The following is a 22,552-nucleotide window of genomic DNA, read 5'->3' as shown; positions in this document are numbered from 1 at the left end:
CGATCAGGACCACCAGTCGCCGGACCGTGGCGGGGCGCCCGCTCCCACGGGTCGCGCGCCGACCGGGACGCCTTCGTCATGCCCGGCGTGTACCGCCACCGGACGTGCGACGCCGATCTTGCCCAAGTCGCATAGCGTCCCGATATCGCAGGCCGCGACACGGTGCGGGCACGGGGAGCGGGCACGTCGCGGAGCAGTGAGGGGATGAGGAGCGTCCAGGCGGCGACGGAGGCGAAGAGCCTGCGGCGGCCGGTGACCGAGGCCCGCAGCGCCGCCCGCGCCCCGGGGTCTCCTTGGAGGCCGGCCTGCTGCCGGATGCGCACGGCGCACCCGGCAGCAGGCCCCCGGGGCGGGGTCAGCAGGCCTTGACGTACCAGACCGGGGCCCAGTCGGCGTTGGGGTCGCCGTAGGGTGCGCCGGGAGTGGTGTACACGAGGTTCTTGGACTTGCCGTACATCTTCGCCTTGAGACCGGCGGTCTGGTTGTTGTACCAGGACCCGCCGCTGTTCAGGCCGTCGGGGATCTCCTGGATCGCACCGCAGACACTGAACTTGAACGCGAGTTGCCGGTAGTTGCTGTACTTGTAGCCGCAGAAGTAGCCCTTGGGGCAGTCGGCCGGTGCGGCCGAGACGGCCGGCCGGGCGTTCGCCGCCGGGGCGAGGAGCGTGGTCGCCGCGGCGAAGCCGGCCGCGAGGGCGATGCCGGCCTTGTGGACGAGTCGCATGAGGACCTCCCGAGAACTGTGACGTCGTGGTGCGGGCGGGTTCGGCGCCCGGTCCTCAGTCTCCGCGGCCGCCGGACCGCCGCTCCAGGAGATTCGGGCTGCTCCGAATCACCGCGGCACCGCTCAAGTCCGGCCGGAACCGGACGGATCGGGCTCGTCGCCGAGCAGGTCGAGGCCCCGGGCGGTCGGGCTGTGCAGGGCGGCGTTGCGGTACCTGGAGGTGCCGATCAGCCCGGCCTCGCGCAGCACGGTGGCGTGTTCGCTGGCACTGGACGGGGTGATTCCGGCGAGGGCCGCGAGTTCCTTCGTCGAGCAGCCGGGGTGTTCGGCGATCGTCTCCAGGACGGCGGCACGAGTGTGCCCGAGCAGGGCGGAGAGCGCCACCGTCGATCCGCTCGGAGCCCGGTCGGCTTCGAACAGGGCCGACCGGTCCGCCGGCCCGCTGTCGTCGATCGGGTAGGTGACCACGGGCAACGGCTGGCCGTGGGCGTCGTCGCTGACCATGGCCCGGGTGGCGAACACCGAGGGGTTCAGCAGGATGCCCTGCCCCCGGAGCCACAGGTCGTACTCGACCGTGCTGCGGACTTCGAGCACCGGCGGATTCCACCGCAGCCACCGGGGGTTGGCGCCGGCCAGCAGGAGCTCGACGCCTCCGCCGAGGAACTGGCGCACCCGCACGGCCCGGTCCGCCGCGTGGCGGTCGACGACCTGCGGCCAGTGGCGGCCGACCAGGTGCTCGTAGAGCAGGCCGAGGCTGTCGACGAGTTTCTCGCGCAGCGCCCTGTCGTCCGCCAGGTGACGGGTCCACCGGGGCACGGGCTGGTGCTCGGCGATCGCGGCCAACTCCGCCTCGACGAGCCGGCGCGGCGTGGCCCGTACCCGGTCCAGCAGCTGCTCCGGGCCTCCTGCCACCGCGGGCATCAGGAAGGTCGGCCCCCAGCCGTCCGCGGGGACCAGGGACAGCGCCAGGCGGGCCCGCTCGGGCAGCCCGGCCAGGGCTCTGCGTCGCCACGGTTCCAGTCGCGCCGCGTGGCCGCGCGACTGCAACGCCCTCGCCGCCGCCATGAGTTCGGTCAACGGCATGGGATCGGCCGGCCGGGTCCTGGCCAGGTCCCCCGCCGTGAAGTGGATCCGGTAGACCATCGTTTCCTCCGGTGGCGGGCCGCGTGCTCAGGTGCGTTTGAAGAACTCCACCTCCGAGAGCGCGATGGCGCGGCCCGGGCCGGTGCCGGCGGCCTCCCGGACGGTGAGCTTCACCTGGGTGACGTCGCTGATCCCGGTCTGCACCGTCTGCGGGCCGGGCTGGTCGTTGAGCGGAACCTGCTGGGTGTGCACCGTGCCGTCCTTCTCGGTGACCTCCAGGGCGAGGACGACGGGGCGCGCCTGCTGCTGGAAGTGCTGCGGGTCCACGGAATCCCCGGTGTGGATGATCAGGTCCACCAGCCGGAACGGGGTGCGGAAGGAGAAGGTGACGGAGTCGCCGAGCGCGGGTGCGCCCCAGTAGGTGTTGCTCAGGCCGTCGTCGGCCAAGGTGGCCGGATGGCCCTCGACGGCGGCGCTCGCCGAGGTGGCGGCGGGGGTGATCGGCGCGGTCTTGCGGAGCTTGTCCAGCACGTCCTGGAAGGCGGCCTTGCCCGTCGGGTAGAGCAGGATCCCGGCGACCACCACGGCGATCAGCACGAGCAGCGCGATGGTGCGGCGCAGCGCGTTGCCCGAACCGCCGATCCGCACCCGGCGCCGGAACGGCCAGCGGGTGCGCCACCAGGGCAGCTTCGGCGCGGCCTCGGTCGGGGTGAGCGGCGCGGCGCAGCGGCGGCAGAACTTCCGCTCGGGCAGGTTCGGCGTGCCGCACCGGGGGCACGGCGGGCCGTCCTGGGTCTCGACGGTCTCGGTGGGCCGGCTGACGGGGCGGGGTGCGACGGGCTTGGCCGGCTGGACGGCCACCGGGTCGGCCGCCGCCCTCGGGGCGGGCGCGGGGGCGGGGGTCTGCGCGGGAGCCGGCCGTACGGGGGCGGTGCTCGGGCGCGGGGGCTCGGCGGCGGGCGGGGGTTGGGTCGCCGGGGGCTCGGTCACGGGGGGCCCGGTCACCGGTGGCTCGGCGGGCCGGGCGGGCGGCTGCTCCGCCCTGGGCTCCTCCTCGACCTCTGCTCCGGGTTCCCCCTTGGCCTCCGGCTTGGGCTCCCGCGTGGGCTCCGCCCCGGTGCGCGCGGTCCGGCGCGAGGCGCTCCGCCGGGTGGATCCGGCGGGCGCGGGCGCGGGCTCCGGTACGGGTACCGGCGCGGGCTCGGGCTCGGGCTCGGCCCGTGTGGGGGCGGGCACCGCGACGGGCGCGGCCGTCGGCGCCGTCGTCGCCGGGGCGGCGGCGCCGCGCGACCAGCCGAGGTAGGCGCCGCAGTTGCCGCAGAAGTCGTCCCCCTCCCCGTTGGCCGTTCCGCATTCGGGGCACACCGGCATCCGTCAGCCCTCCGTTCGCCCGGGTGGGCCGGGCAGGATCTCCACCCGGCAGGTCAGATGGACCGGACAGCCCGCCCTCACGACGGACCGCACCTGGTCCTCGTCCGGCGCCGGTCCGCGCAGCGGCCAGACCCGGACCAGTACGTCGCCGCCCGGCGCGGGCGGCAACGGAGCGTCCGGGTCGGTGGACCAGGAGGCTCCGCCGCCGTCGACGATCTCGGCTCCGGCGCCGAGCACCAGCCGCAGCCGTTCGGTGAGGCCGCGCCGGGTGCCGCGCCAGCGGTGCAGCTCCACGGCGCGCTCGACCACCGCGCGGCGCACCTCCACCGGCCAGGCCGGGTCCACCTCCACCGCGACCCAGGAGGCCAGCCAGTCGAGGAAGTCGGCCGGCGCGAGGCCGGGTCGGAAGTAGGCGGGCAGGTTGTCCAGGGTCGCGAAGACCGGGGCGAGGACGGTGTCCAGGCCGGCCGTGAACCGCTGGGCGAAGTCGTCGTCGGCGAACAGCGCGGGCAGCAGTTCGCCGATCGGGTACGGGCTGGGCAGTCCGGGGACCGCCGCGCGGCTCATCGGCGCCCCCCGATTCCCGGCGCGCGGCACTCGCTCATGACGTCCCGTCCTCGGCGGCCGGGGTGACCACGACCTGGTGCTGGTGGGAGAAGACCAGGGCGTCCGCCGGGACCTCGACCCGCTCGGCGGGCGCGCCCCGGCGTCCGGTGATCGGGTCGGCCGGGAACAGCCGCACCTCCTCGACGCCGGAGACCGCGGCGACCCGCTGGAGCACCGCGAACACCTCCCCGTACTGCACGGCCCGGCCGAACGGCCAGCCCTCGCCGTCGGCGCCGCCGCGCAGCGGGTTGAGGTAGCGGTACAGCGCGGCGAGCACCTCCTCGCGGACCCGGTCGGGGTCGGCGGAGCGGGTGGTGAGCCGGGCGACGACCGTCACGCCCTGGTAGGCGGGGGGCTGGACGACCAGCCGGGTGCCGATCAGCCGGCGTTCGTCGAGGGCGGTCGCGACGGCGGCCAGCACCTGCTCGTCGGGGATCAGCTGCTCGAAGCGCAGCCGGTCGCCCTCGTCCGCGACGGCGTCGGGGACCACCAGCACCCGTACCGCCCCCGCCTCCCCGCCGCCGGCGGGCACGCAGCTGATCCGGGCGGCGGACGGCGCGGCCTGCCGGGCGATCAGTTCGAAGTCCCCGGCGGTGACGGCACGTTCCTGCAGGCGCAGCTGGTGCGGGGCACGGGCCTTGGCGTTCTCCACGGTCTCGCCGTCGACCCCGCCGCGCGCCGCCTCCCGGTTGTCGACCCGGGCGATGTACGGGACGGAGCTGCGCAGCACGGTGACGGTGCCGCGGGCGACGTTGCCCGCGATCCCGCCGCCGGTGCGGTAGCGCGGGACGCGCAGCCGGGCGCCCTTGGGCGGCACGGCGCCGAAGGCCCGCAGGCCGCCGTCCGGTTCCCGGACCGCGGGCGGGAAGAGGAACTCGCCGGTGGTCGCGTCCAGCACCACGTGCCGGTCGGCGGGCGAGGACTCGCCGAAGTGCTCGACGAGCGTCCAGCGTTCCCAGCCCTCGCCGGCCGCGACCTCGACCACCGGGGGCTCGCCGTCGAGCAGCACCGGCGGCCGGGCCAGCCGGAAGCGCTGGCCCGCGACGCCCTCCGAGGTGCCGAGCTGCGCGTCGGTGACGGTCTGCGCGTGGACGGCGGTGGCGGTGCCGCCGACCGTGAACACCTCGGCCCGCCGGACGGTGGGGGACTCGGAGTAGAACGGCTGGCCCGGCTGCGGCTCGGTGACCCGGCAGCGCAGCCAGCCGGCCCGGCGCCCGGCGACCACCGAGGCGGTGTGCCCGGCGGGCACGAAGACGACCACCTCGCCGGGCCGGTTGAGGCCGCCGGTGGTGTCGCTGCCGGTCTCGCAGGCGATCCAGCGCGCGCCGTCCCAGACCTCCCAGGCCAGCGGCGGCTGGCGCGGGTCGACGCCGACGCCCTCCACCCGGCTGTCCAGCCGGACGATCAGGATGCAGCGCGGCACGACGGCGGGCAGGGCGAAGAGCATGGCGTCCCCGGCCGCCGGGCGCGGCTGGAAGCAGGGCACGTCCGCGCCGTCGGCCAGCCGGGCCGTGCCGTCGGACTGCTCGCCGGACGCGGAGACGGTGACCAGCCGCTCCAGCGAGCTGGGGACGATCGGCAGGTCCTCGGCGGTGGAGAAGACCACCGCGTCGTCGGTCTCGGTGCGCAGCGTGGAGACCTCGGTGCCGGCCCGCAGCAGGACCGTCTCGGACTGCGGGGCGGAGAGCCAGAAGTCGACCTCGGCCCGGGCCGCGGCGGGCGGGAAGAGCCGGATGCCGAGCAGGTCGAGGAAGGCCGCGTAGTTCTTCTCCGGGACCCGGTTCAGCCGGTAGAGCAGCTGGTCCACCAGGTAGGCGAAGGTCTCGATGAGGGTGACGCCCGGGTCGGAGACGTTGTGGTCGGTCCACTCCGGGGCGCGCTGCTGGACGTAGCGCTTGGCCTCGTCGACGAGTTGCTGGAAGCGGCGGTCGTCCAGGTTCGGGGAGGGCAGGGCCATCAGCGCACACCCCCGCCGACCGTGTCGAGGGCGTCCGCGCCCGGGTGCTCGGGGATGGTGTAGAAGGGGAAGACCAGGTTGCGGCGGTCGTTGGTGGCCCGCACGGTGTAGTGGACGTCGATGTAGAGGGTGCCCTCCTCGGCGCTGTCGAAGGCGATCACCACGTCGTCGACCTCGATCCGCGGCTCCCAGCGCTCCAGGGCGATGCGCACCTCGCGGGCGATCCGCCCGGCGGTGGTGCTGTCGCCCGGGGCGAAGACGTACTCGTGGATGCCGCAGCCGAACTCGGGGCGCATCGGCCGCTCCCCCGGGGCGGTGCCGAGGATCAGCCGGATCGCCTCCGCGAGCTCCCGGTCGCGCTCCACCATGGCGATGCCGCCGGTGGCGTTCACCCGCAGCGGGAAGGCCCAGCCGCGCCCTATGAAGCTGCCACTCATGCTCAGCCCCCGATCAGCACGTTGAACGCGCCGGTGGTGACGGTGGCGCCGCAGGTGGTCCTGTCGCCCATGCGGGCCGCGGGCAGGCCGCCGATCAGCACCACTCCCCTGGCCACCGCGCCCGGGGAGGGCAGCACCAGGTTGCCGGGGCCCAGCGCCAGGTGCGGGGGGACGACGCAGGCGTGGACGGTGCCGACGACGGCGGCGGGGCGGCCGCCGATCAGCACGGTCGCCACCTTGAGGGCGCCCGGCGGCGGGGTGGTGAGGGCGCCGCCGTGGTCGGTCATGTCGCCGGTCCGGGCTGCGGGGGGCATCTGCGGTCTCCGTTTCCTGCGGTGCCCGGTGTTCGCGGGCACTCGCCATACTGCCATCGGTTCTTGACGTTCCGTCAGTCGATCGCCGGTCTGTCGCCGGTCGATCGGCGGCTCAGTTGATCCGGACGAAGGCCCCCTTGAGCACCGCCTCGGCGCCACCGTCCACGGTGACCGACGTCGTGCCCCGGACGGTGACCGATCCGCCGCGCACGTTCACCGCGCCGGTGCCCGCGTCCAGGGTGATGCCGGAGGAGGAGAGCCGTACCGTGCTGCCGGCCGCGCCGCCGAGGCCGTGGACGGTCAGCACGATCTCGCCGCGCTGCTGGTCCAGGCTGACCTCCAACTTCCCGTCACCGCTGGCCAGGTGGACGCCGGACTTGCCGCCCGGCACGTCCAGCAGCTCCATCCGGTGGCCCGAACGGGACACCACCGAGCGGCGGTTGACCTTGCCGGAGGCCCCGTCGACCAGCGGAACGTCGTGCGGGGAGGGCCGGTCCACGCCGTTGTAGAGCCCGCCCAGCACGTACGGGCTGTCCAGGTCGCCCTGCTCGAAGCCGACCAGCACCTCGTCGTTGACCTCGGGGCTGACCACGCCGCCGCCCCCGGCGCCGCCCCACTGCACGGTGCGCACCCAGTCGGAGACGTAGGTGTCGTCCAGCCAGGGGAACTTGAGCTTCACCCAGCCGCGCTGCCCGCCGCCCGGCTCCCGGACGTCGGTGACCACGGCGACGGCCAGTCCGGGCATCCGGGGCCCGCGCGGCGGGGCGTTGCCTCCACTGGTCAGCCCGGCCAGCGAGCGGTCGGGCGCGGCGCTGACCACGACGGTGGTGCGGTAGCCGCGGAACGGTTCGAGCAGGTGGCGCACCCCGGTGGCGGTGTAGCGGCCGGAGAAGGCGGCGCCGACGTTGCCCAGCGCGACCGCGGTGCCCGCCCGCAGCCGCGGGTTGCCCTCGGCGACCACCTCCAGCTCGCCGAAGCCGGCCGCCACCGAGGCGGCCAGCGACCGGGCCGCCGAGGCGGTCTCCGCCTGGGTGCGGTACGGGGTGTCGGCGACGGTCAGCCGGGACCGGCCGGGGAAGGCGGAGGCCACCACCGAGGGGCTCATCCCCGGCTGCACGGTGCGGGAGGTCACCGCCGGCTCGGTGGCGACCAGGGCGCTCTTGGTGGTGACGTTCCAGCCGCGCGCCTCGACCGTGTCCGCTCCTCCGGCGCCGGTCAGCACGCCGCGCAGCTCCAGCAGGTTGCGGCCGTACTCCAGCACCAGCGGGTTCTGCGGCGCGGGGGTGGAGGGGGCCGGTGCGCCGGAGGCGGGGTCGGGCCGGACGAACTCCAGCCTCCCGTCGTCGTCCACCCGCACCTGGGCGCCGCTCTCCTGGGCCAGGAACTGGAGGAACTCCCAGTCCGGGACGTTCGCCTGCGAGAGCTGCTGGTGGACGACGGGGAAGGAGTCGACCTTGCCGCAGGTCAGGCCCGCGCCCGAGGCGACCTGGCGGACGATGTCGGCGGTGGTCATGTTCCGGAAGGCCTTCACCCGGCGCCCGCGCATCAGCCGGTGGGTGACCGCCGAGGCCCGCACCACGGTGTACGAGCCGGTGGTGTCCACCTCCAGCTCCAGCGCGGTCACCTCGCCGGTGAACAGCCGCGCCCGGGTGTTGCCCTGCACGGTGACCACGGACACCTTCAGCGGGGTGCCGATGGTGATCCCGGTGGCGGAGAGGAAGGTGTGGTCGGCGTCCCGGAAGGACAGCACCGCGGTGTCGGGCAGGCCGACGCTCTCCTCGATGTCGCAGGAGACCAGTTGGGTCACCCAGATCGGCGGCAGCGGGCCCGGCGCCTCGACGACGGGGTCGGCGGCGAAGGAGCGGCCGCCGCGGGCCTCGGGAGTGGTCATGGCCGTCCGCCCTGGGTGGGTTCCTGGTTCCGGGTGTGGCTCTGGGTGTGGCTCTGGGTGAGTTCCTCGATGCCCGGCACGATCAGCTCCGCGCCGGGGACCAGCGCCAGCGGATCGTCGATGTCGTTGGCCTCCGCGATGGCGCGCCAGGCGGTGGCGTCCCCGTAGGCGCGCCAGGCGAGCATCGGCAGGCTGTCGCCGGCGATCACCCGGTGGGTGCTGCGGGCCTCCGGCGAGCCGGAGGTCGGGTTCTGTCCGGCCGGGTCGACGCTCGCCTCGTCGATGGTCAGCGAGCAGACCGCCCGCAGCGGCTTCCCGTCGACGTCGAAGAGCGAGTAGGTGACCGAGAGGCCGGTCAGCACCCCGTTGAAGGACGTGGTCTTCAGGGTGCCCCAGTCCAGCCGGATCCACGGGCTGGCCGGCGTCTTGCGCGCCAGGCTGGCCGGGGTGGGCACGCACGCCGTCATCAGCTGCTCCACCGCCCGCTCCACCGAGTTGTCGTGGGTCGCGGTGGAGTCCAGGAACACGTCGAGGGAGAGCGAGCGCGGACCGCTGCCGACGAACTCGGGCAGCGCGGACTCGCCCGCCATCCGGGACGGGGTGCGCCGCCACTCGGTGGTCTTGCTCAGCACCAGGGTCGCCGGGTTGAACTGGAGCCGGAGCTGCGCGAGCGTGCCGCCGGGCTGGGCGCCGACCGTGGACGGCGGCTCCATGATGGTCAGTTGGGCCCGGGTGACGCTGGCGGGGACCGCCGGGGACATCCTGGTGCTCCTTCCGTGGGTCGGGCTGTGGGGTGGGTTCCGTGGATCGGGTGGGCCGGGCCGGCCCGGTGAGCCGGGTGTGCGGTGGGGTCAGGAGGGGCGCAGCCCCGCGTGGGCGATCTCCAGGGTCTCCATCGCCGCCTGGGAGTTGGCGGGATCGAAGGACGGCCCCTCCCAGCGCACCGGGACGATCCCGAGCACCTGCCAGCCGACGATCCGGCTCAGGTCGGGCCGCAGCGCCACGATCTCGCCGTCCTTCGGCTCGACCTTGCGGACGATCTCGGACAGCCAGCGGGCGATCTTCGTGGTGTCGGCGGTGACCGCGCGGGTCAGCGTGATGTTCGACCAGGTGATGCGGCCCGGCAGCTGCCAGGCGAAGCCGTTGTTGCCGCCCTCCGCGTACTGCTCGATCTCGACCTGGGCGCCGAGTCCCGAGCAGGTGGTGAAGTCGCCCAGGTCGTTGCCGCCGATGGTCAGGCTGAAGAACACGCTGGACGCGAAGATGTTGTCGGTCATCGCTTCTGCTCCTTGCTTCCGGTCACGTCGCTGCTGCGGCCTGCTGCCGGCCGTCCGCCTGGTCCACGCTCTGGTCCGCGGCACCGGCCCGCGTCGGCCGTTCCGCGGGCCGGCGCGCGGTCCGGCCTCCGGTCCGGGCCGGGCTCAGCGGCGCATGTCGTACGGTTTGCCGCTGCGCTCCCGGCCCCTGCGCAACTCGGTGCGCAGCAGCCGGCCGACCGGTTCGACCAGGCGGCGGGCCAGTTCGTCGAGGTCGGCGGGGTCGGCGCGCCGCTCGGCGCCCGGTCCGGCGGGGGCCTTGCCGGGGGTGCTCGCGGCGGGCGGGGTACCGGGGGTGGCGGTTCGGGCCGGCCCGGCGAGCTGCACCGTGGTGGGTGTGCGCGCGGGCACGGCGGTCATCGGCACCCCCGTCAGGCCGGTCTGCTCGGCCACCCGCTGCAACAGCCGGGCCGTGGCGGGCGACGGCGGTGCGGACGGCGCGGGCGAGGCAGCCAGGGCCGACGGGGCGGACGGGGCGCCGGTGGCGTGCCCGGCGGGCAGGGCCCGGGCCACGACGAGCGCGGGCGCGGACGTGGGGACGGACGCGGGCGCGAGTGCGGTGGCGGGCTGCGGGCCCGGTGCCCGGCTCGTTCCCGCCGGGCCCGCGACGGCGGGCGGCTGCATCCGGGACGGCTGCGGAGGCCGGGGCGTGGCCGACAGGCGCTGGACCGACGGGGCCGCCACCGGCCTGAGCCGGACGACCGGCGGGCGCGGGGCGCTCGCCGCGGCGGACGGCGAACCGGGGGCGCCGGGGTTCGCGTGCCCACCGGACCTCGGCGTGGCGGACCGCTGCACGGCCGGGAGGCCCGCGCTCGTGGTGCCGGGCCGCGGCGCCGCCGGGACACCGGGGTTCAGGACTGCCGCACGGGGCTGACCGGGCAGGACGCGCGGTGGGCCCGCCGGTGCGGGCGCGGCCGGGACGGCGGCAGGTGCCGCCGGGCCTCCGGCCGCTGACGGGTGATCGACGACGGTCGGGTGCCCGGCCGCCGTCCGTCGGACCGGCCGTGCCGACGGGCGCCGGGAGAACACCCGTTGCACCGCGGCCACGACCCCGCGCGGCACGGCCGCCCCCGGGGTGGAGGGGCGCTCCGCGCGGGGGGCCGACTCCCCGGCTGCGGCACCGCCGCCTCCGGAGCCGGTGCCCGGCGAGCGCCGCGCCTGCGCACCCGAACGGCGCGGAGCGGCAGCGGCCGGTGCAACCGGCGCGGCCGGCGCCTCGCCGTCCGGACGGGACACGAGCGCGTTGGGCCAGGCGGCCCGGACCACGGGTGGCGTCGGCGCCGACCCGGCGCCTCCGCCGGAGGCAGCGGCGGCAACGGGCGCGAAGGGTGCCGGCGGAGTGGCGAGGGCGACCGTCATCCGGCGGTCGCCGAGCAGCCCGCGCCGCTGACCGATGAGTCGAACGGCTCGCTGCACGCCCAGGCCGCCGGAGGACCGGCGCGCCGGAACCGTCACGGGCACCACCGGACCGTTGCCGCCGCCGAGCGGGGCGCCCGCCGGGCGCGTCCCGGGACCGGTCGGCTGCGCGGCGGCTCCCGGCCGCCGCTCCGGGCCGCCGCCGGACGGCGACGCGGCGGAGGCACCCGTCGTCCCCTGCTGGGCGTCGGAGGGCGCCGGGCGTCCGGCCGCCGGTCCACGAAGACCGCGATCCGCACCGGCGTGCGCGCTGCGGCCACCGGCGGTCGGAGTACTCGGGCCGGCGGGGATGGTCGGGACGGTCGGGGTGGCAGGGATGCTCCGGCCGGGCGGGACGGCCGGACCGGCCGATCGCCCGTCATCACCGCTCCGGACGGCGGACGTCGCCTCGGCCGGGCCGTCGCCGGGGCTCCGGGTGGCGCGCTGCACGGGCAGCCCCTCACCGGCCACCGGCGAGGCAGGGGCAGAGGCTGCGGCGGGGGCGGGGGCGGCGGCAGAGGCCGCGTCACCCGTCGCCGGGGCCGCGATCCGCCGGACCGGTCGGCGCCCGCCGAGCAGCGGAGCGGTGCCCCCGGCCACGGCCGCCGTCGGCGGCAGCGCGTCGAGCGGCGCGCCCAGGCCCCCGCGCGTACGGGCGGAGGTCGGGTCGGGCGGGAGCGGTGCGGCACGGTCGGGGGACGGCGTCGAGGACGGTGTGGGCGCACCGGCCCCGGGCAGTGCGCGCTGAACGGGCGCGCCCCCGGCGGACCCGCTGCGACGGGCAGGGGCCGGATCGGGCCGGCCCGGCAGGGCGCGATCGGAGGTCGAGGACGAGGACGGTGCGGGCGTACCGGCCCCGGGCAGTGCGCGCTGAACGGGCGCGCCCCCGGCGGACCCGTGCTCGGGGCCGGAGGGTGCCGGGCGAGCGGATGCCGGGCGGGCGGGCTCGCCGGCCGTGGCGGTACGTCGGGCGGCGCCGGCGACGTCCCGGCCCCCGCCTCCGCCCCCGCCTCCGGCCGGCCGGCCATCAGCCGAGCCGCCCGTCCCAGCGTGGGTGGACCCCGCGTCGGCGGGAACGATGGGCATGGCCGGCCCGGCCGGCCCGGCCGGGGCGGCACCGGAGGCTCGGGGGCTGTCGACGGCCAGAGGTGTGGCGTTCGCGGGCAGCGCGGTCAGCGGCGCGCCGAGAACCGGGCGGGCGGGTGCGGCGGCGGGCGCGGCGGCGCGCTGGACGGGGGTGCCGCCGGTCGGCCCGCTCCGCGTGGGCGCAGGGTTGTCGGCCGGCCCGCTCCGCGTGGGCGCGGGGTTGTCGGCCGGGCCGGGCCCCGGTCGTTCGGCGGCTCCGCCGCTCGCGGACGGGCGGCGCGTGCCCTCGGCCGTCTCTTCCGTCGTCGCCGCGGGCCGCGGCGCGCCCGCACCCCGGCTCGCCGGTTCGGTGACGGCGGCCGGCGCCCTGACCTGCCCCGGGACGGCCGCCACGGGGCGCGCGGTCAGCAGGCCGGGCCGCCGCGCCACGACCAGCGGGGCCCCGACGGGACGCGGCCGCACCGGCCGGTCGGCCCGGACCGCCGAGTCGTTCGGGCGCGGGGAGGCGGCGGCCGCTTCGGGCGTCGCCGCACCGAGCGGGCCACTGGCGGCCTGCGGCCCTTCGGGCTTCGGTGAACTTCCCCTCACCGCAGCGGACTTCGACCCTCCGGGTACGGATGCACCGGGCGCCGCCGTGCCGGGTGTCGCCGCTGCGGGCCTCGGCGCACCGCCGTCGGCGCGCTCGGCCGCCGCGCGCGGGTCGGCCCCGCCCGCGCGGGCCGGGCGCGGCCCGGACCGCACCGGAAGCCGTCGCAGCCGGACGGACCGCTGGACCGGACGCGCCGACCGCGCCGCGCCGGACTGCCCGTTCTCCGGCGCCTCTTCGGCACCGGCCTCGCTCGGGACGACCGGCATGACCGGCACGACCAGCTCGTCCCCGCCCGTGCGGACGGGGGCCGGGGCGCCCGGCCTCGCCACCGCCCGCAGGATGCCGACCGGGGCGGTCGGCAGGACCGCGTGGCCGAGCGGACCGCAGAGCGAGGGGTCCTGCCAGGCGGTGAGCCGGGAGCGGAACCTCAGGCCGTCGCTGACGCCGTGGGCCGCCCCGGCCAGGGTCGGGACCAGCGGCGCGACCGCGCGCCAGCCGCCGTCCCCGGCCGCCGGGCGCCGCCGAGCGGCCTCGCCCGTGCCCCGGGCCGCCTCCGTGTCGCCGGAGGCGGCACCGGAGGCGGCACCGTTAGCAACGCCCTCGCCGCCCCTGCGGCGGCCGATCCAGTCCCGAAGCCCCACCCGGCTCACCCGCCTTCGCTGATGCGGGTGTTGAGCCGCGCGATCTCCCTGACCCACTGCCCGCGTTCACGGTGGGTCAGGTCGAGGATGTCCTCCCGCTGCCAGTGGAAGTGGAAGGCGATGTACGCGATCTCCTCGTACAGCCGAGCAGGCGCGTACGTCACGATTCCCCCAGGCGCCCACCGGCGAGGTCGACCTCGAAGGCGCCGTCGCAGTGCGGGCAGGTCACCGCGGCGCGCGTGTGGCCTTCGCTGTTGATCCGCTGGTAGAGGTCCTGGAGGAAGGCCACGTCGGTGGCGTACATCCGCTCGACGACCCCGGCGTGCACGTCGGTGATGTCGCCCAGCCTGGTGATCACGTGGCTGAGCAGCACCACGCTGAGGTACGCCGGGTTCTCCTTGACCCGCAGGTCGATCTGCGGCATGAGCTCGTCGCGGGCGGTGGCCAGGCGCATGGCACCGTGCCGGTGCACGGTGCCCTCGTCGTCGACGTAGCCGAGCGGCAGCTCGAACTCGAACTCGGTGTGCGGCGCCCGCGCCCGGGGCTGCGCCGCCGCTGCCGCCGGGGCCTGCTGCGGCGGCGCGGTGTTCTGCGGGGCCGGAGCCCGTTCCAGCAGCTCCTCCAGGCCGATCTTCCGCCTCACTCGACCGAGATCTCCTCGAACACGATGGTCACGGTCTCGGTGGCGGCGCTGGACTCGCCGGCGCTGAGGGTGGGGCCCTCCCAGCGGCTCGCCCAGGCGTTGGTCAGCTGGATGCGCCGCAGGGTGGCACCGGTGGTGTCCTTGACCTCGATGGTGAGGTTCTGCCGCGCGGTGTTGATCGCCCCGTTGTTGAGGGTCTCCTTGATCCAGTCCGTGAACGCGCCGCTCTTGTCCAGGCCGCGGGTGATGGTCACCTCGCCGGGGAGCCGGGCGCCGGGCTGCTTGCGGACGATCAGTTTGCCCTCTTGGGTCACCTGCTTGTACTCGACGACGTCCTGTTCGACCGTCAGGTTGCTGATCTCCTTGACGGACTCGACGTTGTAGCCGCCGAGTTGGACGCCGAAGATATGTGTGGAGAGCGGATCGCCTTCAGCCATGGGTTTGTGTCACCTTCCGATGCGAGGGGTGCCGAGGAGTGGCGCCGAGGGGTGTGGTGCCGACCGGGCCGGTCACTCGTTGACGAGGCTCGTGCTGTCGGAGAACTGGGACAGCCGGAACACCACGAACTCGGCGGGCTTCACCGGGGAGACGCCGATCTCGCAGATCACCTGGCCGAGGTCGATGGACTCCGGCGGGTTGTTGTCGCGGTCGCACTTGACGTAGAAGGCCTCGGCCGCGGTCTGCCCGAACAGGGCCCCGCGCCGCCACTCCTCGGTGAGGAACGCGGTGATGTTCCGGCGGATGCTGGACCACAGCCGGTCGTCGTTGGGTTCGAAGACCACCCACTGGGTCCCCAGGAGGATCGACTCCTCCAGGTAGTTGAAGAGCCGGCGCACGTTCAGGTAGCGCCACGCCGGGTCGGAGGAGAGGGTGCGCGCGCCCCAGATCCGGATGCCGCGCCCGGGGAAGGCCCGGACGCAGTTGACGCCGATCGGGTTCAGCAGGTCCTGCTCGCCCTTGCTCAGGCGCAGCTCCAGGTCCACCGCGCCGCGGATGACCTCGTTGGCGGGCGCCTTGTGCACACCGCGCTCGGCGTCGCTGCGCGCCCACACCCCGGCGACGTGCCCGCTCGGCGGGACCAGCACGTTGCGGCCGCTCGCCGGGTCGAACACCTTGATCCACGGGTAGTAGAGCGCGGCGTAGCGGGAGTCGAAGCCCGCCTCGTCGTTGCGCCAGGTGCGCATCCGCTGGGCGTTGAGGCCGGGCGGCGGGTCCAGGACGGCGATCCGGTCGCCCATCTGCTCGCAGTGCGACATCACCGCCAGCTGGACGGTGCGCAGGCCCTCGTCGTCGAGGTCGCCGCGCTGGTAGGCGCTCATCAGGTCGGGCACCGCGACCATGGTGATCTCGTCGATCGCCTCCAGGCCGCCGAAGCCGGTCCGGGCGGCGGCGTCGCCGACGTACTCGGCGGGGTCGAGCCGGCCCACCGGGGCCGCGGCCGGCGCGGGCGCGGCGGCCAGGGCGTGGGTGCGGCGCTCGGGGCGGCTCGGCGCGGTGCCGGGCTGTTCGGCGACGGCGACCAGCTTCGACTCGCGCAGCTGGGTGACGACGTAGCCCTTGGTGCTCTTGCGGGTCGAGACGTCGTAGGTCTCGGCGACCTCCGTGCCCCGGCGCACCAGCAGCCGGAAGCGGTCCTCGGGGACGTTCTCCCCCTCCGGGTCGGCGACCTCGACGGACACCTCGGCGCCCGCGCCCGGCCGGGCGGAGAAGAGGAACCCGGCGATCTCGACGGGCGGGGCCGCGGTGACGGCGGGGGCGGCGCCGGGCGCCTGCCGGGCCGGGTCGCCGACCCGCACCACGTAGGCGGAGCCGCCGCCGTTGGCGAAGAAGCCGTACACCGAGTGCGCCAGGTAGGTGCCCTCGGTGAAGCCGCCGAACCGCTGGACGTACTGGTCCCAGTTGGTCACCAGTGTGGGCTCGTGGAAGGGCCCGGTCTCGGCGAAGCCGACGAACGCGGCGACGGCCGTGCCGACGCCCTCGATCGGCCGGGCACCGGACTGGACCTCCTCCACGTACACGCCCGGGGTGAGGTACGACGGCATACGCGCTCCTTCGGCTGGTCAAGCATTTGCGCCGGTCATTCGCCCCCGAGTCTGCTGCCCGGACGTCACCCGGAAACATGTCCGCGGGTCCCGGACCGGGGGCAGGAACCGCTGCCCCCGGCGGACACCGCCGGACGTCCGCGCAGGCGCCCCGGACGTCCCGGGCTGCCCCCGCCGACCGTCCGCGCCGCCCCCGCCGCCCCCGGGGGCGGTCAGCCGTGCCCGGTGTCCCCGAGCGCGCCCAGCCACGGCCCGAACTCGCTCGCCAGCACCAGCCGGCCGAGCTTGCGGTACTCGCCGACCACCGCGGAGACCAGCTGCGCCATCCCCAGCGGAGCGCCCGTCCCGGCGGCCAGATACGCCGCGGAGACCGCGCAGGCCCGGATGGAGCCGCCGGTGAGCTCGAAGTTCCGGGCGCAGAAGTCCAGGTCGAGATCGTCGTCACGGGGCACCAGCGGCCCCAGGCAGCGGTCCCAGAGCAGGCGACGCTGCGCCACGTCCGGCAGCGGGAACTCGGCGATGACGTCCAGCCGCCGGGTGAACGCCTCGTCGAGGTTGGCCCGCAGATTGGACGTCAGCACGGCGATCCCGTCGAAGGACTCCATCCGCTGGAGCAGGTAGGCCGTCTCCACGTTGGCGTGGCGGTCCCGGGAGTCCTTGACCTCCGAGCGCTTGCCGAACAGCGCGTCCGCCTCGTCGAACAGCAGGACGCCGTTCACCTGCGCGGCCTCGGTGAAGATCCGTTCCAGGTTCTTCTCGGTCTCGCCGATGTACTTGTCCACCACGGTGGAGAGGTCCACCACGTACAGCTCCATGCCGAGTTCGGCGGCGACCACCTCGGCCGACATCGTCTTGCCGGTGCCGGACTCCCCGGCGAACAGGGCGATCACGCCGTTGCCCCGGCCGCCGCCCGGGCGCATCCGCCACTGCCCGAGCACCTGGTCGCGGTGCCGGGCGCGCAGCACGAGCTCGCGCAGCCGGCCCGCGGTGGGGGCGGGCAGGACGAGGTCGGACCAGCCGACCGCGGGCTCGATCCGGCGGGCGAGCCGGGCCAGTCCGGCGGCGTTCTGCGCCCGTACCGCCGTGCGCAGGTCCTCGGCCCGGACCGGGCGCCGCTCGGCGGCCGCCGTCCGGGCCGCGACCGAGGCGGCGCGGGCCAGCTGCTCCTGGTCCAGCCGGTAGGCGGCCACCGCCTCGGCCAGCTCCTCCGGCAACTCCTCGCCCGGTTCCTGGCCCGGTTCCTCGCCCGACTCCCCACGCGGCTCCGAAGCACCCGGCTCCGCACCCAGCGCGCGGGCCCACTGCCCGGCCCGGTCGCGCGCGTCCGGCGGCGGGACGGTGAGCACCACCGGGCTCCGCGCCGCCCAGACCGGGTCCCAGACCTGCGGGCCGTGCACCACCAGCGGGACACCGGCGAGTTCCGCGCACAGCTCGCGCAGCAGCGCGGCCCGCTCGGGCCGTTCGGGTTCGAACCGGTCCAGCGGTCCGAGCACCACGCCTCCCCCGCCCAGCCGCGCCTCACGGGCGAGCACCCGTACGGTGGCCTCCGGCGGGCGGGCGGCGAGCGCGGCGGCGTCGACCACCAGGGGCGGCGGGCCGTCGGCCGCGAGGGCGGCCACCGCGAGCGGGCCGGCGTGCCCGCCCCGGTCCAGCAGGTGCACCAGGCCGCCGTCCGCGGCCAGGACGCGCAGCTGTTCGAGGGGCCGGTGGGAGCGGCGCCCGGGCCCGGCCCGGCGGGCCAGCCCGGCGAGGGTGCCGTCCGGCTCGTCGTCGCCGAGCAGATGGGCCGTCACCCGGTCCGGGACGCGCAGGGTGCGGGAGAGCAGCGGGCGGTCCGGCTCGGTGATCTCCAGCAGGCCGCCGGCGATCAGCGGGGCCCGGACGGAGAACCGGAAGCGGCCGGCGCCCGCCCCGGGCAGTCCGCACAGGTCGAGGGCCAGGCCGATGGTCGCCCGGCGGCGGGTCAGGTCGTCGTTGAGGTAGCCGTAGAGCTGCTCGAAGCGGGGGTCGAGGTCCGGGGCGAGCGCCACCAGCAGCAGGTCGAGGTCGACCGGGAGCAGCCCGAAGGCGGCGCTGAGCCGCCCGAGCCGGGAGCCGGGCGGCGGCGCCGGGCCGTCGCCGGGGTCCGGGGCGCTCCGGTGCACCGCGGCGGAGGCCGCCAGGATGCGCTCCACCGCCTCCGGGCCGAGGTACTGGCCGCGGTACGGGTCGTCCGGGTCCGGGTCGTCGGCCCGGCGCTCGCGCACCGCGGCGCGGACCCGCCGTTCGACCCGGTGCAGCCGCTCCCAGAGCTGGTCGGGGGCCGGACCGAACGGTGCGCCGTCGTCCGGTCCTGACGGCCCGTCGTGGGTCGGACCGGGCACTGCGCCGTCGGCCGCCGAGGCGGTCTCCGGGGCCCGGTCGAGGTCGAGGCTCATCGCGCCCTGCCCCGGGCCCGGCGGCCGGGCGGCAGCCCGCGTTCCCGGGGCGCTGCGAAGCCGTCCGGCCCGGGGTCCCCGGCGCCCTGGTAGCGCAGCCGGCGGCCCGGGCCGTCGGCGGGCGGCGGGCCGGCCGGGGCGGTGGTGTCGCCGGCGTTGGCGGTGTCGCCGACGGTGGTGGTGCCACCGGCATTGGTGATGTCTCCGGCGTGCAGCACCAGCCCCTCGGTGACCGGCGGCCCTGCCGGGCTGCGCCCGCCGGGCAGCGGGGCGAGCACCCGGAGGTCGACCGAGGGCCGCAGTTCCCCGCCGAGCGAGGACCAGACGTCGGACACCGACGGCAGTCCGGTGTCGCGCCCCGCGATGTCCAGCCCGACGGTCAGTCCGAGCTCGGCGAGCGTGCCGGTGAGCAGCCGGGCGGGCAGCGTGTCGGTGGCGGTCAGGCACTGCAGCACCTCGGCCAGCAGCCGGTGTTCGTCCTGCGGCCGGTTGGTCCAGGCGGTGACCAGGTAGGCCAGCTCGAACCAGCGGGGCGCGGGGCGGTGGCCGGTCACCAGGCCGTCCGCGTCGTACTCCGCGACGGTGCCGGCCTGCCGGCGGCCGGTGTCCTCGCGCAGCCCGTACAGGTAGACGCTGACCGTGGGCGCGTTGCGCCGGGCAGCGAAGTCCCGGGTGGGCGCGTCGAAGACCACGTCGATCCCGCGCTCGGGCAGACCGGTCTCGGCGAGCAGCTGTCGCAGCGCCTCGTCGACCTCGTGGATCACCGCCGCTCCACCTCCCCGGGCGGGCCGATGCTGCCCTCCACCACCAGGAAGGGGCAGGTCACCGGGGAGAATCCGGGGCCCTCGGCGGTGATGGTGCGCGGGCCGGTCTCGTCCTTGGGGAGGATGAGCAGCTGGCCGGCGAAGGTCCCGTCGCCCTTCGGGCGGGTGGGCGCGGCCGCGGCGGTGAGGCCGGGCTTCCAGGTGAACCGGACCGGCGCGCCGGGCGGGAAGTCCACGCCGCGCACCGAGGTCACGAAGCCGGGCTTGCCGATCGGCGGCACCGCGACGATGCGGGGCTGGAGGATGCGCAGCGGGGTGCTCGCCCGGTGCGGTCCCGGGGTGGCGTCGGTGCCGGTGGTGGTCAGTTCCGCGGTGATGGTGGTGTCCAGCGCCGCCACGGGCGAGAGCACCACCCGGACCACCGCGCTGCGGCCCGGGGCCAGGTCGCTCACCGTGCAGGTGCCGTTCCGGCAGCCGGGGGGCAGGGCCTCGGTGGGCACTCCGGCGGGCAGGCCGAGGGTCAGGCGCAGGCCGGTGGCGAGGGCCTGGCCGGTGTTGCGCACCGTGTAGCTGACGGTCACGTGGCCGCCGACGTAGCCGGGGTTCGGCTGGGCGTCGACCGCGACCGCGGGGCCGGCCTGGGGCGGCGGGGCGGGTGCCGGGGGCGGCGGCGGTGCGGGGGTGGAGGTGGGTGTGGGTGTCGGGCTGGGCGTGGCGGTCGGGCTGGGCGTGGGTGTCGGGGTCGGGCTCGGCGAGGCGGTCGGCGACGGGGTGGGGGTCGGTGACGGGGTCGGCGGCTCCAGCACCGGCAGGAAGGTCCGGGCGAAGTCGTCGTCGGGGTTCGGGTCGACGACCGTCCCGGTGACGCTCCAGCCGAAGTCCGGGACGCCGGGCCGGGTGCCGGTCAGGGTGGCCTTGATCCGGACCACCTGGCGCGGGGTCAGGGTGCCGAGTTCGCAGCGCAGCGCGGCGGCGTCGCACGATCCGGTCGGGGTGGTCAGCCTGTCGAGCCGGGCGCCGGTCGGCACCGAGACGGTGAGGGCGGTGCCGGGCGAGGGCGCGGGGCCCTTGTTGGTGACGGTGACGGTCACCTCGGTGCTGCCGTCGACGGGGACGGCCGGGGTCCGCTCGGGCACGCTGACCGCCAGGTCGACGGACTGCTGGACGGCCGGCTCCTTCTGGCGCCCCGGCAGCCGCCAGTCGAGCTCGGTGAGCTGGGCGGTCGCGAAGTCGTAGACCTTGAGCCCCTCCGGTGAGCTCGGCGGCGCGGCGCGGCGGGAGGTCAGCACCAGCTGGGCGCTGTTCGCCGTCCAGGCGACGTCGCGGGGCTGGAAGGGCCCGGTGGTGGGGCGGTCGGGCAGCGGCCGGGTGCAGGCGCCCTGGCCGAGCCCGGTGGGCACGACCACCGTGCAGCCCTCGCCGGTCGGTGTGGTGACCACCACCCCGTCCTGCTGGTTGTTCCCGCCGTCACCGGCCTTGCGGTTGAAGGCGATGCGGCGGCCGTCGGGGGCGAAGGCGGGACTGTCGTCGATGACGTTGCAGTTGCCCGGGCAGGCCGTCCGGCTGAGGTCGGTCTGCCGGGTGAGGTCGTCGGCGGCGACGGTCCAGACGTGCAGGTTGCCGGCGTTCTCGTTGACCACCGCCGTCCGGGAGAAGGCGATCAGCTTGCCGTCGGGGGACCAGAACGGCTGGCCGTCGGAGGCGCCGCGCTGACCGGCCGGCGGCTGGACGGTGCCGACGATCCGCCCCGTGGCCATCTCGGCGATCAGGACCCGCCCGGGCCGGGCCGGCTGGTCGCCGGTGGCCGGGGCGCTGCGGCTGAACACGACCAGCCTGCCGTCCGGGGAGATCGACGGGTCGGTGTCCCGGTCGTTCGGGCCGCGCCCGGCGAGGTTCATCGGCTGCGGGTTCGCCCCGTCGGCGTCGGCGAGCCAGATCCGCTGGATCCGTCCGGCGGGGCCGTCCTCGTAGCGGGTCACCACGATCTGCCGGCCGTCGGGCGTGTAGGTCTGGCGCTCGAACCACGGGTCGAAGCCGGGACGGGGGTGGAACAGCGGGTCGGCGCCGGGGTCGGTGCTGGTGTTGCTGCCGGCGGCCGGGTCCTCCCGGAGCACGCTGATGCCGAGGTCGCGCGGGTCGCCCCCGTCGGGGCGGACGTCCTGGACGTCGGCGACGTTGGCGCCGGCGGCGCTGGTCTGCTCGACGACGGGGCCGCCCTCGTTCTGGGTGCCCAGCCAGGCCGGTGCGGCGATCAGCCGGTTGGCGCGGTAGAGCAGTCGGGGCGCGTCGCAGTTGCAGGTGAGCGCGCGGTAGAGGTTCACCACCGGCGGCTGGGACGGGTCGGGCTGCGGGCTGGGGTTGTTGGGGTCGAGCAGGTCGGCGCTGAGGAAGAGCACACCGGTGCCGTCGGCCATCCAGGCGGCGGAGCCGGTCTTCCAGGTGGAGCCGGTGCCGGGGAAGAAGGCCTTGTCGCCGCCGGTGGGCGAGGTGAGCATCAGGGTCCGGCCCTGGGCGCCCTGGTCCCAGGTGTAGACGATCTCGTTGCGGTGGGCGTCGTCGTTCAGCGGGTTCCAGGTCGGGTCGACCGCGTCCCCGCTGGTCACGTTGGTGACCTTGACCGGGGCGCCGCCCTCGAACGGCCGCAGGTAGATCTGCCGGTGATCCGGTTCGCCGGCGCAGGAGTACGCGATCCACTTGCCGTCCGGCGAGACCGTCGGGTGGGTCTCGTCGGCCGCGCCGTCGGTGATCCGGCGCAGTCCGCTGCCGTCCCGGCCGACCGCCCACAGGACCTTCTGGGGACTGCCGCCTCCGGCGCGGGGCTCCAGCGACTCGAAGACGACGCCCTTGCCGTCCGGGGCCAGCGCGGGATGCGCGGTGTCCATGCCGGTGGTGAGCCGGCGCACCGCGCCGGACACGTCGCGCAGGTACACCTGGGGCAGCGGGCCGTCCCGCAGGCTGGTGAAGACCAGTTCGTCGCCGCGGGCCGACGGGTCCTGGTCGAAGTGGACCGGTCCGGGCCCGAACAGCGGGGTGCTGGACTCCGCGCCGGTCACCTTGCCGAGGCCGCGGTGGTTGGTGCCGGCGAAGACGATCCGCCCGGCCGCCGGGTCGACCGCGGCCACCGGGGCGGCGGTGACCTTCCCCCCGGGGGCGGCGCCGGCCAGGGTCGCCAGGGCCGCCGCGAGCGCGAGCAGCACCGCGACGGCGGCCCGGGCCGGCCGCCGGACGGAGCGGGGGGTGGCGGTGGCGCCGATCACGCTCGACCTCACAGGTTGC

General features: G+C 76.2%; 18 protein-coding genes. All 18 read right to left on the bottom strand.

All coding sequences use genetic code 11. The annotated features are described in order from the left end of the window. Positions 1-355: 355 nt before the first annotated feature. Positions 356-724: a hypothetical protein gene (locus ACGFSC_RS05005; RefSeq protein ID WP_359897838.1), complete on the bottom strand. Its 369-nt coding sequence runs from the start codon at positions 722-724 to the stop codon at positions 356-358. A gap of 123 nt (positions 725-847) precedes the next feature. Then, positions 848-1,867, bottom strand: coding sequence for a winged helix-turn-helix domain-containing protein (locus tag ACGFSC_RS05000; RefSeq protein ID WP_359897839.1), 1,020 nt, complete (start codon positions 1,865-1,867; stop codon positions 848-850). Positions 1,868-1,894: 27 nt separating this feature from the next. Further along, positions 1,895-3,178, bottom strand: coding sequence for an NADase-type glycan-binding domain-containing protein (locus tag ACGFSC_RS04995; RefSeq protein ID WP_359897840.1), 1,284 nt, complete (start codon positions 3,176-3,178; stop codon positions 1,895-1,897). A 3-nt stretch (positions 3,179-3,181) separates the two neighbouring features. Further along, the gene (locus ACGFSC_RS04990; RefSeq protein WP_359897841.1) at positions 3,182-3,745 is read right to left on the bottom strand and encodes a phage tail protein; all 564 of its coding nucleotides are present in this window, start codon (positions 3,743-3,745) and stop codon (positions 3,182-3,184) included. Positions 3,746-3,779: 34 nt separating this feature from the next. Further along, positions 3,780-5,741, bottom strand: a complete 1,962-nt coding sequence (locus tag ACGFSC_RS04985) for a putative baseplate assembly protein (protein WP_359897842.1) — start codon at positions 5,739-5,741, stop codon at positions 3,780-3,782. Then, entirely contained in the window at positions 5,741-6,178 is a 438-nt protein-coding gene (locus ACGFSC_RS04980; RefSeq protein WP_359897843.1) for a GPW/gp25 family protein, read from the bottom strand. The genes ACGFSC_RS04985 and ACGFSC_RS04980 overlap by 1 nt, the downstream gene beginning before the upstream one ends. 2 nt (positions 6,179-6,180) lie before the next feature. After that, a complete protein-coding gene (locus ACGFSC_RS04975; RefSeq protein ID WP_359897844.1) occupies positions 6,181-6,492 on the bottom strand; it encodes a PAAR domain-containing protein in 312 nt (103 codons plus the stop codon). Between the two features lie 112 nt (positions 6,493-6,604). Beyond that, a complete protein-coding gene (locus tag ACGFSC_RS04970) occupies positions 6,605-8,383 on the bottom strand; it encodes a VgrG-related protein (protein ID WP_359897845.1) in 1,779 nt (592 codons plus the stop codon). Next, positions 8,380-9,144: a LysM peptidoglycan-binding domain-containing protein gene (locus tag ACGFSC_RS04965; RefSeq protein WP_359897846.1), complete on the bottom strand. Its 765-nt coding sequence runs from the start codon at positions 9,142-9,144 to the stop codon at positions 8,380-8,382. The genes ACGFSC_RS04970 and ACGFSC_RS04965 overlap by 4 nt, the downstream gene beginning before the upstream one ends. Positions 9,145-9,234: 90 nt before the next feature. Beyond that, entirely contained in the window at positions 9,235-9,660 is a 426-nt protein-coding gene (locus ACGFSC_RS04960; RefSeq protein ID WP_359897847.1) for a phage tail protein, read from the bottom strand. A 144-nt stretch (positions 9,661-9,804) separates the two neighbouring features. After that, positions 9,805-10,323 (bottom strand): hypothetical protein, encoded by a 519-nt coding sequence (locus ACGFSC_RS04955; RefSeq protein WP_359897848.1) that lies wholly within the window; start codon positions 10,321-10,323, stop codon positions 9,805-9,807. Between the two features lie 3,092 nt (positions 10,324-13,415). Continuing rightward, entirely contained in the window at positions 13,416-13,574 is a 159-nt protein-coding gene (locus tag ACGFSC_RS04950; protein WP_359897849.1) for a DUF6760 family protein, read from the bottom strand. Beyond that, positions 13,571-14,053: a hypothetical protein gene (locus ACGFSC_RS04945; protein ID WP_359897850.1), complete on the bottom strand. Its 483-nt coding sequence runs from the start codon at positions 14,051-14,053 to the stop codon at positions 13,571-13,573. The genes ACGFSC_RS04950 and ACGFSC_RS04945 overlap by 4 nt, the downstream gene beginning before the upstream one ends. Beyond that, on the bottom strand, positions 14,050-14,490 hold the full coding sequence (locus tag ACGFSC_RS04940; RefSeq protein WP_030290301.1) for a phage tail protein: 441 nt from the start codon (positions 14,488-14,490) through the stop codon (positions 14,050-14,052). Before ACGFSC_RS04940 ends, ACGFSC_RS04945 begins: the two co-directional genes overlap by 4 nt. A 72-nt stretch (positions 14,491-14,562) precedes the next feature. After that, positions 14,563-16,095: a phage tail sheath family protein gene (locus ACGFSC_RS04935; RefSeq protein WP_359897851.1), complete on the bottom strand. Its 1,533-nt coding sequence runs from the start codon at positions 16,093-16,095 to the stop codon at positions 14,563-14,565. A 212-nt stretch (positions 16,096-16,307) separates the two neighbouring features. Continuing rightward, positions 16,308-18,512, bottom strand: a complete 2,205-nt coding sequence (locus tag ACGFSC_RS04930) for an ATP-binding protein (protein ID WP_359897852.1) — start codon at positions 18,510-18,512, stop codon at positions 16,308-16,310. Further along, positions 18,509-19,276 (bottom strand): DUF4255 domain-containing protein, encoded by a 768-nt coding sequence (locus tag ACGFSC_RS04925; RefSeq protein ID WP_359897853.1) that lies wholly within the window; start codon positions 19,274-19,276, stop codon positions 18,509-18,511. The genes ACGFSC_RS04930 and ACGFSC_RS04925 overlap by 4 nt, the downstream gene beginning before the upstream one ends. Then, positions 19,273-22,545, bottom strand: a complete 3,273-nt coding sequence (locus ACGFSC_RS04920) for a hypothetical protein (protein WP_392862447.1) — start codon at positions 22,543-22,545, stop codon at positions 19,273-19,275. Before ACGFSC_RS04920 ends, ACGFSC_RS04925 begins: the two co-directional genes overlap by 4 nt. Positions 22,546-22,552 lie beyond the last annotated feature (7 nt).

Source organism: Kitasatospora sp. NPDC048715, assembly GCF_043198905.1.
In the GTDB taxonomy this organism is placed as follows: Bacteria; Actinomycetota; Actinomycetes; order Streptomycetales; family Streptomycetaceae; genus Kitasatospora; species Kitasatospora lactacystinica.
This window is presented reverse-complemented; position numbering and strand designations above follow the sequence as displayed.